The following is an 11,199-nucleotide window of genomic DNA, read 5'->3' as shown; positions in this document are numbered from 1 at the left end:
CCGCGCAGTGCCCCCCCGCGCCGCAGCGAAGGCGCGCGCGGCGACAACCCGCGCCGTGGTGATGGCCCACGCAGCGACGGTCCGCGCGCGGGCCGCGCCCCGCAGCGCGCGCCGCGCCTGGACGATCAGTACATCGCGCCGGCCACGCCCGCCGGGCGCTTCTACGATCCGTTCGAAGACGACGGCCCGGCGCCCGACTTCGCGCCCGAGCCCGATTACGACGACGACGCCCCGATCGCGACCGCCCCTGCACGCGGCCAGGGCGACGCCCGCCACCACGCGCCCACCGTCGAGGTCCGCGAGCGCCGCCCGCGCGAACCGCGCCAGGCCGAGCGCTTCAAGGTCTTCGCCCCGTGCCCGCAAGGCCTGGAAGAAGCCCTGACCGCCGAAATGCAGGCGCTGGGCTATGACGATGCCACGGCCGGCCGCGCCGGCTGTTCCTTCACCGCCGACTGGGCCGGGGTGCAGCGCGCCAACCTGTATTCGCGCCTGGCCACCCGCATCCTGGTGCAGGTCGCCCACGCCGAGATCTCGCACGAAGACGACATACTGGATCTCGCCCGCGACACCCCCTGGGAACGCTGGTTCGGCGCCGAACAGACCCTGCGCGTCGACACCTCGGCGATCAAGAGCCCGGTGCAGAGCCTGCAGTACTGCAACCTGCGCGCCAAGGACGGCATCTGCGACCGCCTGCGCGAGCTGGAAGGCGAGCGGCCCAGCATCGACACGGTGCGCCCCGACGCGCGCGTGCACCTGTTCCTGACCGGCCACACCGCAACGCTGTACCTGGATACCTCGGGCGAATCGCTGTTCAAGCGCGGCTGGCGCCTGGACAAGGGCGATGCGCCCTTGCGCGAGAATCTGGCCGCCGGCATGCTGGCGCTGGCAGGTTGGGACCCGGCCGCGCCGCTGCTCGATCCCTTCTGCGGCTCCGGCACCATCCTGATCGAGGCCGCCTGGATCGCGCTGGGCGTGCCTCCCGGCATCTCGCGCCCGTTCGGCTTCGAGCGCCTGCGCGGCCACGACGCCTACCGCTGGCGCGACCTGAAGGACGATGCGCGCTCGCGCATCCTGCCGCAGCTGGACACACCGCTGGTCGGCTACGACCTCGATCCGCAGGCCATCGAATTTGCCCGCAACAACGCCGAACGCGCCTGGCTCACCGCGGACACCATCCGCTTCGAGGTAGGCGACGCCCGCGAAGTGCAGGCACCGGCCGACCATGGCTGGATCGTCACCAATCCGCCCTACGGCGAGCGCATGGCAACCGAACAGGACGCGGACCTGTGGCGCGACTGGGCCACCTGCCTGAAACGCAATTTCGCCGGCTGGCAGCTGCACATCATCACCAGCGACCTGACCCTGCCCAACCAGATGCGCCTCAAGCCCAAGCGCCGCGTGCCGCTGCACAATGGCGGCCTGGACTGCCGCCTGTTCGGCTTCGAGCTGGTCGCCGCCGGTTACCGCGACGCCTGACCCCCCGCGCCCCGGGGAACTTCCCCCGGGCCGGGCTCCTTCAGCTCCCTCCTTGCCGTTGCCCGCGCGCGTTGTAAAAGCGCAGCAATACCGCGCCCGTATCCTGCTGATGGTGCCCCGCAGCGCCAATTTGGGGCATCATCAGCACCAGGGTGTTGCCAATGCGCACCAGGCACTTGCACAGTTTCAGGGTTAACCCTATAATTCGGGTTATCCCTAGTAGCTAAACAAACTGTGCAAGCCCGTGGAGGCTATTGTGATCAACCCGAACAACACCATCCGCCTGACCGACGAACTCGAGCGCCAACTGATGCTCCAGGCCATTGAAGAACAGTTCCGCCCGCATCCGATGCGTGCGTTGGCCGCGGGCCTGCGTAAGCTGGCCCATGGTGTCCGCGCCCTGGCTGGCAAGACGAGCGCCAAGAACGCGCACTCCGCCGCCTGAGCAAGGCCGCTGGGCCCGACGGCCCGAACGATTTCCCCTTGGGGGCTGCATAGCCCCTTTTATAGACCCGCCCTTACCGGCGGGTTTTTTTTATGCGCGCTCCCCTTGCATCGCGGCCCGCGGATACGCCGCTTTGTCGGATAAGATACCCGCCCATGACCGACGCCTTCCTCGACCAGACCCCCAACCGGCTGCGCCGGTTCGCCTGCATGATGTACGAAGCCGTGCTGCTGTTCGGCGTGGTGTTCCTGGCGGGCTACCTGATGGACACGCTGACCCAGAGCCGCAACGCGCTGGCGCTGAGGCCGCTGCGCCAGGCCTGGCTGTTCCTGGCCATCGGCGTGTATTTCGTGTTGTGCTGGCGTCGTCGCGGCCAGACGCTGCCGATGAAGACCTGGAACATCCGCCTGGTCGATCGCGACGGCAATCCGCCCTCCACCGTGCGGCTGATCCTGCGCTACGTGCTCGCCTGGCCCCTGGTGCTGGCGGGCGCCGCTGTGGTCTGGGCCGCCGCCAGCGCAACCGGATGGCCTTCGATGGACATGTTCATCGTGGCCGCGCCATTCACGATCTTCGTTTGGTCGTGGTTCGATCCCGACGGCCAGTTCCTGCACGACCGCTTGCTCGGTACTCGCCTGCGCAATGCGCCGCAGCGCAAGAAAGTACGTGGACCGCGCTGACATCGGACGCCTGAACGGGTACTGAACACACCCGCTTACAACTGGCAAAATCGTGCGGCGAATTTGGTGATGGCTTTCAGAAAGTTGAAAGTCGCGCGCAAAGACAATGGGGCCCCTTTTCACAGACGCCCTGGAATCATCATGCGCGCTTTCCTTTCCCGCCTCTCGCTGGCTGCCGCCAGCGCCCTGCTGTTCCTGCCTCTGGGCGCCTTGGCGCAGAATGCCGCCGCGCAGCAGGAAATCGAGGCTGCCATGAAAGCCGCCTACGCGGCCGCCCAGGAAGGCCCGGCCGACATCAAGCTGGACAATCAGGCCGTGGTGCGCCTGCCCGAATCGATGTTCTTCGTGCCGCGCGCCCAGGCCGACCGCCTGATGGCGGCCTATGGCAACGGCAAGGACCCGTCGCTGCTGGGCGTGGTCATGCCCAAGAGCGACGATGACGGCTGGGTCATCACGGTCAATTTCGACAAGGCCGGCTACATCAAGGACGACGACGCCAAGAACTGGAACGTCAGCGAGCTGCTCGACAGCCTGCGCGAGGGCACCGAGGAATCCAACGTCGAGCGCAAAAAGCGCGGCTTCCCCGAGCTGGTGATGGACGGCTGGGTCGAGGCGCCCAAGTACGACAGCAGCACCCAGCGCCTGGTCTGGTCGGTGGCCGTCAAGCACAAAGGCGAGGCTGCCGACGACAACCCCACAGTCAACTACAACACTTATGCGCTGGGCCGCGATGGCTACATCACGCTGGACCTGATCACCCAGAAGAACCTGGTGCCGAAGGACAAGACCGCGGTGCTGACCCTGCTGGACAATCTGAAATACGTCGAAGGCAAGCGCTACGCCGACTTCAATTCGTCCACCGACAAGGTCGCCGAGTACGGCCTGGCCGCGCTGGTTGCCGGCGTCGCCGCCAAGAAGCTGGGCCTGTTCGCCGTGATCGCCGCGTTCCTGGCCAAGTTTGCCAAGGTCGGCATCCTGGCCGCCGCGGCGCTGGGCGGCGGGCTGTGGAAGCGCTTTCGCGGCAAGAAGGCCGAACAGCAACAGCCCTGAGCGATGAAGCTGCTGCTACTGCTGTTCTCGGGCCTGAAGTTCGGCAAGCTGCTTGCCACCGGCGGCACCATGCTGCTGTCGGTGGCGGTCTACGCCTTCATTTTCGGTTGGCGCTACGCGGCCGGCTTCGTGCTGTTGCTGCTGGTGCACGAACTGGGCCACTACGTCGCCGCGCGCCAGCGCGGGCTGGATGTGGGCGCGCCGGTGTTCATCCCGTTCGTGGGCGCCTGGATCCAGCTCAAGGACATGCCGCATGACGCCGACACCGAGGCCTATGTCGGCCTGGGCGGCCCGCTGGCGGGCACGGTGGCGTCGCTGGCCTGCTACTTCGCGGCGCGCAGCAGCGGCAGCGACCTGCTGCTGGCGTTGTCCTACGCGGGCTTTTTCATCAACCTGTTCAACCTGATCCCGCTGTCGCCGTTCGACGGCGGCCGCATCACCGCCGTGCTGTCGCCGCGCATCTGGCTGGTGGGCGTGCCGGTGCTGGTGGCGCTGTTCTTCTGGCGGCCCAGCCCGATCCTGATCCTGGTGGCCGTGCTGGCCTTTCCCAACGTTATCCGGGCTTTCAAATACGATCCGTCCTTGCCTGAAAACCAGGCCTATTACGGCACCACGCTGGAAAGCAAGCTGACCTATACCTGCGCTTACCTGGGGCTGGTCTGCGTGCTGGCCATCATGGCCCACGACGTGCACGACATGCTGGGGCATCTGCGCGCCTGACGCGCGTTTTCCTGATGGCGGGCCGCATCCGGCGGACGCTGCCGTCACAACAGCGTCACGGATTTTTCATGTCACGGTCATCGCCGCATGGTTTCATTCCGAGGCATGACGACAGCCCCCATGGATAGCACCGTGAACGAAATCCGTCCTACGCACTGGCGCGCTCTCTGGATTTCCGACATTCACCTGGGCACCGCCGGGTGCAAGGCGGAGTTCCTGCTGGATTTCCTCGAGCACAACGATTCCGACACCCTCTACCTGGTGGGCGACATCGTCGATGGCTGGCAACTGCGCAAGCATTGGCACTGGCCGCGGGCCCACAATGACGTGATCCAGCGCATCCTGCGCAAGGCCCGCAACGGCACCCGGGTCGTGTTCATCCCGGGCAACCATGACGAGTTCGCGCGCGAGTTCGCCGGCTACGCCTTCGGCGACATCGAAATCCTGGATGAAGACGTGCACGTGACCGCCAAGGGCATGCGCCTGCTGGTGCTGCACGGCGATCAATTCGACGGCGTGATCCAGCACAGCCGCTGGCTGGCGCACCTGGGCGACGGCCTGTACCAATTGGCACTGTGGCTCAACCATCATTTCAATCGCCTGCGCCACCGCATGGGACTGCACTACTGGTCGCTGTCGCAGTATCTCAAGCACAAGGTCAAGAACGCAGTGTCGTTCATCACCGATTTCGAGGAAGCGCTGGCCGGCGAGGCCCGCCGCCGCGGCCTGGACGGGGTGGTCTGCGGCCACATCCACAAGGCTGAGCTGCGCGACGTGGGGGGCATTCTGTACTGCAACGACGGCGACTGGGTGGAAAGCCTGTCGGCCCTGGCCGAGACCCACGACGGCCAGCTGCAGTTGTTGGACTGGGCCGCGATCCAGGCCGAGCGCCAGGCCGATCCGGCGCAGCGCAAGCCGCGCTCGCTGTCCCTGCCGGCGCTGCCGTCGGCGTTGCGCCGCCAGGGCAAACACCCGTGATAACCCTTATACGTCCCCGTTACGCAACGGGGATATTGCAGTTCACGGCCCTCTAGGTCATGCTTGCGATTGGGGCAACGGGCAAAAACTGACCCGTTCACGCTGCAACATGCTCACAACATAGGGCCATGAACGACCAATATCAGGTGCTCTACCAAACATTCCGCTGGCTGGTTCCCACCCAGTTCAACATCGCGGAAGCGTGCTGCCACCGCTGGGCATCCAGTAGTCCGGATGCGCGGCGCATCGCCATCTACTACGAAGATGAAGCCGGCAACCGCGAGGTCTGGACCTATGCGCGACTGGCCGAGGCCGCCAATCAGCTCGCCAATGGCCTGGTGAAGATGGGCGTGGGCCGCGGCGACCGCGTCGGTGTGGTTTTGGGACAACGCCCTGAAACCGTGGTCGCGCACATGGCGATCTACAGCGTGGGCGCCGTGGTGCTGCCATTGTCGGCTTTGTTCGGCCCTGAGGCGCTGCAGAGCCGGCTGTGCGATTCCGAGACCCGCGTGGCCATCGTCGACCATGCCTCCAGCGCCAATCTGCTGGCGGTCAGCGACAACTGCCCCAACCTGCAACAGATCATCGGCATCGGCTTCGCCGACGAACGCGTGCTGCCCTGGCGCAGCCTGCTGGCACGCCAGCCCAGTGAATTCAAGGCGGTGCCGACGCGCTCGTCGGACCCGGCCATCCTGCTCTATACCTCTGGCACCACCGGCGCGCCCAAGGGCGCCCTGCTGCCGCACAGCGCGCTGATCGGCAACCTGCCGGGCTTCGTCGCCTCGCAGGACTGGTTCCCCCGTCCGGCGGACGTGTTCTGGTCGCCCGCCGACTGGGCCTGGACCGGCGGCATGATGGACGCGCTGCTGCCCACCCTGTATTTCGGCCACCCCATCGTCGGCACCCGCGGCCGTTTCTCGGTCGAGCGCGCATTCGAGCTGATGGAGCGCTACCAGGTCACCAACACCTTCCTGTTCCCGACCGCGCTGAAGATGATGATGAAGGCGGTTCCCGAGCCGCGCAGCCGCTATCAGCTGGCCCTGCGCTCGATCATGAGCGCGGGCGAAAGCGTCGGCGACACCGTGTTCGGCTGGTGCCAATCGGCTCTGGGCGTGACGCCCAACGAGATGTTCGGCCAGACCGAGATGAATTACGTGGTCGGCAACAGCCAGAAGCGCTGGCCGGCCCGGGCCGGCAGCATGGGACGCCCCTACCCCGGCCACCAAGTCGCGGTGCTGGACGACGCCGGCCAACCGGTAAAGGCGGGGGAAACCGGCGAAATCGCCGTCAATCGCTACGACATCCACGGGTACCCCGATCCGGTGATGTTCCTGGGCTACTGGCGCAACGAGGCCGCCACCCAGGCCAAGTTCAAGGGCGACTGGTGCCTGACGGGCGACCTGGCGCGGATCGATGCCGATGGCTACCTCTGGTATGCCGGTCGCGCCGACGACGTGTTCAAGTCGTCCGGCTACCGCATCGGGCCTGGCGAGATCGAGAGTTGCCTGATCGGCCATCCGGCCGTGGCCAATGCCGCGGTGGTGCCTAAACCGGACGCCGAGCGCGGCGCGGTGGTCAAGGCCTATGTGGTGTTGACGCCCGAATTCGCCCAGCGCGACCGCGATGACATCGTCGAGAACCTGCAGGAGCACGTGCGCGAGCGCCTGGCGCCCTACGAGTACCCCAAGGAAATCGAATTCGTCGAAGAACTGCCCATGACCACCACCGGTAAAATCCAGCGTCGCATCCTGCGCCTGCGCGAAGAAGAACGCGCGCGTACGCCCAGGCCACAATGACGCGGACGGGTCCGGCAGCGACCCGCCGCAGTATTCCGGAGACAGGGCATGCCCATTTACCAGCTCGACGACCTCATCCCCCGCATCGACCCCGCGGCCTACGTGGCCGACAGCGCCGACATCATCGGCAACGTCACGCTGGAAGCCGGGGTCAGTATCTGGTCGCACGTCTCGATCCGCGGCGACAACGACGCCATTCTGGTCCGCCAGGGCACCAATATCCAGGAAGGCAGCGTGCTGCATGTGGATAGTGGCTGTCCCATGACCATCGGCCCCAACGTCACCGTGGGCCACCAGGCCATGCTGCACGGCTGCACCATCCATGAAGGCGCGCTGGTGGGCATGCAGGCGATTGTGCTCAACAACGCCGTGATCGGCCGCAACTGCCTGATCGGCGCCGGCGCCATCGTCCCGGAAGACCGGGTCATTCCAGACAATTCCCTGGTCATCGGCATCGGCAAGATCGTGCGCGAGCTGTCGGCCGAGGAAATCGCCAATCTGCACAAGAACACCGCCCATTACGTGGCGCGCGGCCAACACTACAAGACGGCCCTGAAACGGCTGGCCTGAGACCGCCGCCGGGATCGCCCTGCGCCCCTGTCGCCGGCAGGGGGAATCGGCCGTCCGATCGGCTAACATTCCCCCATGACCGATCAGCTTAAAAAATACCTCCTCGAAGACCGCAGCGTCCGCGTCCAAGCGGTGCGCCTCACGGATACCTGGAAGGCCGCCCAGGCCAACCACGACTACCCGCCCGCCATCACCCATCTGCTGGGCGAGCTGGTGGCCGCCTCCACCCTGCTGGCCGCCAACATCAAGTTCGATGGTTCGCTGGTGCTGCAGATCCAGGGCGACGGCCCGATCGCCCTGCTGGTGGTGGAATGCCGTTCCGACCTCAGCCTGCGCGCCACCGTCAAGATACGCGAAGGCCATGTGGTGCCGGCCGAAGGCGACATGCAAAGCCTGCTGAACCCGGGCGGCAACGGCCGCTTCATCGTGGTGCTGGACCCGCAGGCCAAGGTGCCGGGCCAGCAGGCCTACCAGGGCATCGTCCCGCTGGAAGGCGATACCGTCGCCGAGGCGCTGCAGCACTACATGAAAGCCTCCGAACAACTCGACACCCGCCTCTGGCTGGCGGCTGACGCCGAGCATGCCGCCGGCATGCTGATCCAGCGCCTGCCGTACCACGGCGGTTCCGACTCGGCGGCGCTGAGCGAGCAGGCCGCCAGCGAGACCTGGGATCGCACCTCGGCGCTGGCCGCCACGCTCAAGCGCGACGAATTGCTGGCGACCGATATCGACACGCTGATCCACCGCCTGTTCTGGGAAGAGACCCTGGTGGCCTTCGAGCCCGCACCGGTGCGCTGGCACTGCCCCTGCACCCGTGAACGCGTCGCCAACATGCTGCGCTCGCTGGGAGAAGCCGAGGTCAAGGACATCCTGGCTGAACGCGGGCAGGTCGATGTCTCGTGCGATTTCTGCGGCAAACCCTATGCCTTCGACGCGGTCGATTGCGCCGCGCTGTTCACCGGCAACCCGCCCGCCAGCGACCAGACGCCGCCCACCGTGCACTGACCCCGGGCGGGGGCCAGCCCTCGGTTTGTACCCATCGACAGGCGGTCATGCCCGCGCCACACTGGCCGGACATGACCGCCTTTTTTCACGCCCCTTCGCGCCCCTGCCCCCGTCAAGCGGGCACCGCCGCCGTCGAATTCACCGTGGCCGCGGCCACGGTGCTGCTGCTGGCCCTGCTGGCATTCGAGGCTGCCCGCTGGCAGCTCGCCCGCCAGGTCGCCCATCTGGCGCTGTTGCAGGCGGCCCGCGCAGCGAGCACGGCGCGGGCCGACCCCTTCCACATGCGCGCGGCCTTCCTGCAGGCGCTGTTGCCGCTCCATGCCGGCCCCGGTGGCGAGGCGGGCGCCCGCCTGCGGCTGACCCGAGCGCTCGAACGCGACGCCGCCCTGATGGGCGCCCCGCCCTGGCGCATCGAAATCCTGCTGCCCGCGCCGCCAGTCTCCCCGCGCGATCCCGCCCAGAGCCGTGCCGGCACGCTCAGGCTGCGGCTGACCTACCTGTACCGTCCCCTGCTGGCACCGGTGCGGGCGCTGCTGGCGATGTTGGCCGGCAGCGACGACGGCAGCTATGCCGGCCGGGCCCGGGCGCGCGGCCTGGCACCGATTGGCCTGGAAATCGAAATGGAAATGCACGCCGGTCCGCCAGAACGGCGGGCCAGCCAGCCGTATCCGGCCGGGATGGTGCTAGGGGCTTGCCGTCGCCTGCGCTGCCCTTGAGCGGACGCGTGGCGAGGAATCAGTGACGCGTGCCGCCGGACGGGCCGACGTTGGCGGGTTGAGCGGGATGGGAGGCATTGGCGCGCGCGGGCGTGGCCGCATCGGTGGCCAGCGCGGCGCCGCCCGCGGGCGGTTGGGTGTTCTGCGGCAGGATATGCACGAAGACCTCGCCTTCGCGCATCATGCCCAGCTCGCCGCGGGCGCGTTCCTCGATGGCGCCGGTGCCATTGTCCAGATCGCGCACCTCGGCTTCCAGCGCGGCGTTGCGCGCGCGCAGGCCGTCGTTGGTCTCGCGCTGCTCAGCCACCTGGCGTTGCAGGTCCCAGACCTTGAACCAGCCGCCCTTACCCAGCCAAAGGGGGTATTGGATCAGGCCTACCAGCACGAACAGCACCAGGAACAACAGGCGCATACGCAGGAACCCTCAGCAGTCGTGGCGCTAACAAGGCCGCGGCGCCTGCCGCGGCCCGCTTACATTAACGCAAGTTGTAGAAGGCTTCCAGGCCAGGATACGACGCGACCTCGGCCAGTTCTTCCTCGATGCGCAGCAACTGGTTGTACTTGGCCATGCGATCCGAACGCGACAGCGAGCCGGTCTTGATCTGCATGGCGTTGGTGGCCACGGCGATGTCGGCGATGGTCGAATCCTCGGTTTCGCCCGAACGGTGCGAGACGACGGCGGTGTAGCCGGCGCGCTTGGCCATTTCGATGGCGGCGAAGGTCTCGGTCAGGGTGCCGATCTGGTTGATCTTGATGAGGATCGAGTTGGCCACGCCCTTCTGGATGCCCTCGCGCAGGATCTTGGTATTGGTGACGAACAGGTCGTCGCCCACCAGTTGCACCTTCTTGCCGAGCTGGTCGGTCAGCAGCTTCCAGCCTTCCCAGTCGTTTTCGGCCATGCCGTCCTCGATCGAGATGATCGGATACTTGTCGCACCAGGTGGCCAGCAGGTTGGTGAATTCCTGCGAGGACAGCGAAATGCCGCCTTCGCCGGCCAGGGTGTACTTGCCGTCGCGGTAGAACTCGGAGCTGGCGCAATCCAGGCCCAGGGCGATTTGCGTGCCCGGCTCGTAGCCGGCTTCGGTGATGGCCTTCAGGATCAGCTGGATGGCGGCTTCATGGCTGGCCACGTTGGGGGCGAAACCGCCCTCGTCGCCGACCGCGGTGGACATGCCCTGGCCGTGGATCAGCTTCTTGAGCATGTGGAAGACTTCGGCGCCCCAACGCAGGGCCTCGCGGAAGCTGCCCGCGCCCACCGGCAGGATCATCAGTTCCTGCAGGTCGAGGGTGTTGTTGGCGTGCGCGCCGCCGTTGATGACGTTCATCATCGGCACCGGCATGCTCATGGGGCCGCTGCCGCCGAAGTAGCGGTACAGCGACAGGCCCGACTCGTCGGCGGCGGCGCGGGCCACGGCCATCGAGGCGGCCAGGATGGCATTGGCGCCCAGGCGTTCCTTGGACTCGGTGCCGTCCAGCTCGATCAGGGTGCGATCGACGAAGGTCTGCTCCTGGGCGTCCAGGCCCATCAGCGCTTCCGAGATTTCGGTATTGAGGTTCTCGACGGCGCGCAGCACGCCCTTGCCGAGGTAACGGCTCTTGTCGCCGTCGCGCAGCTCGATGGCTTCGCGGGCGCCGGTGGACGCGCCCGACGGCACGGCCGCGCGACCCATGGCGCCGGATTCCAGCAACACGTCGCATTCGACGGTCGGGTTGCCGCGAGAATCCAGGATCTCGCGGCCGATGATATCGACAATTGCACTCAT

12 protein-coding genes are annotated in these 11,199 nt (G+C 66.8%); 10 read left to right on the top strand and 2 right to left on the bottom strand.

Translation table 11 applies throughout. The features are described 5' to 3' along the window. The 10 genes from HV701_RS11345 to HV701_RS11300 form a co-directional block, all read left to right on the top strand. On the top strand, nt 1–1,476 hold a 1,476-nt coding region (locus HV701_RS11345; protein ID WP_254595161.1), incomplete at its 5' end, for a THUMP domain-containing protein. A 256-nt stretch (nt 1,477–1,732) separates the two neighbouring features. Continuing rightward, on the top strand, nt 1,733–1,921 hold the full coding sequence (locus tag HV701_RS11340) for a hypothetical protein (RefSeq protein ID WP_006393542.1): 189 nt from the start codon (nt 1,733–1,735) through the stop codon (nt 1,919–1,921). 155 nt (nt 1,922–2,076) lie between these two features. Continuing rightward, nucleotides 2,077–2,601 carry an RDD family protein gene (locus tag HV701_RS11335; RefSeq protein ID WP_175133158.1) on the top strand — a complete coding sequence of 175 codons (525 nt, stop codon included), beginning with the start codon at nt 2,077–2,079 and terminating at the stop codon, nt 2,599–2,601. A gap of 141 nt (nt 2,602–2,742) precedes the next feature. Further along, nucleotides 2,743–3,651 (top strand): DUF2167 domain-containing protein, encoded by a 909-nt coding sequence (locus HV701_RS11330; RefSeq protein WP_175133157.1) that lies wholly within the window; start codon nt 2,743–2,745, stop codon nt 3,649–3,651. Between the two features lie 3 nt (nt 3,652–3,654). Continuing rightward, a complete protein-coding gene (locus HV701_RS11325; protein WP_175133156.1) occupies nt 3,655–4,371 on the top strand; it encodes a site-2 protease family protein in 717 nt (238 codons plus the stop codon). Between the two features lie 105 nt (nt 4,372–4,476). After that, entirely contained in the window at nt 4,477–5,349 is an 873-nt protein-coding gene (locus HV701_RS11320; protein ID WP_175133155.1) for a UDP-2,3-diacylglucosamine diphosphatase, read from the top strand. A 128-nt stretch (nt 5,350–5,477) separates the two neighbouring features. Next, complete coding sequence (locus HV701_RS11315; RefSeq protein WP_175133154.1) at nt 5,478–7,145, top strand: acetate--CoA ligase; 1,668 nt, start codon at nt 5,478–5,480, stop codon at nt 7,143–7,145. Nucleotides 7,146–7,193: 48 nt separating this feature from the next. Beyond that, complete coding sequence (locus HV701_RS11310; RefSeq protein WP_175133153.1) at nt 7,194–7,715, top strand: gamma carbonic anhydrase family protein; 522 nt, start codon at nt 7,194–7,196, stop codon at nt 7,713–7,715. A gap of 75 nt (nt 7,716–7,790) precedes the next feature. Next, entirely contained in the window at nt 7,791–8,720 is a 930-nt protein-coding gene (gene hslO / locus HV701_RS11305; RefSeq protein ID WP_175133152.1) for an Hsp33 family molecular chaperone HslO, read from the top strand. A gap of 71 nt (nt 8,721–8,791) precedes the next feature. Next, nucleotides 8,792–9,436, top strand: a complete 645-nt coding sequence (locus HV701_RS11300) for a pilus assembly protein (protein ID WP_175133151.1) — start codon at nt 8,792–8,794, stop codon at nt 9,434–9,436. A 19-nt stretch (nt 9,437–9,455) separates the two neighbouring features. Here the strand turns inward: HV701_RS11300 and ftsB are convergent, their stop codons facing one another. Both ftsB and eno read right to left on the bottom strand, forming a co-directional pair. After that, nucleotides 9,456–9,848 carry a cell division protein FtsB gene (ftsB, locus tag HV701_RS11295; protein ID WP_175133150.1) on the bottom strand — a complete coding sequence of 131 codons (393 nt, stop codon included), beginning with the start codon at nt 9,846–9,848 and terminating at the stop codon, nt 9,456–9,458. Between the two features lie 64 nt (nt 9,849–9,912). Beyond that, on the bottom strand, nt 9,913–11,199 hold the full coding sequence (gene eno / locus HV701_RS11290) for a phosphopyruvate hydratase (RefSeq protein WP_054450719.1): 1,287 nt from the start codon (nt 11,197–11,199) through the stop codon (nt 9,913–9,915).

Origin of the sequence: Achromobacter pulmonis, from assembly GCF_902859765.1 — a bacterium.
In the GTDB taxonomy this organism is placed as follows: domain Bacteria; phylum Pseudomonadota; class Gammaproteobacteria; order Burkholderiales; family Burkholderiaceae_B; genus Achromobacter; species Achromobacter pulmonis.
Note: the sequence above shows the minus strand (reverse complement) of the source record. Positions and strands in the feature narration are given on the sequence as shown.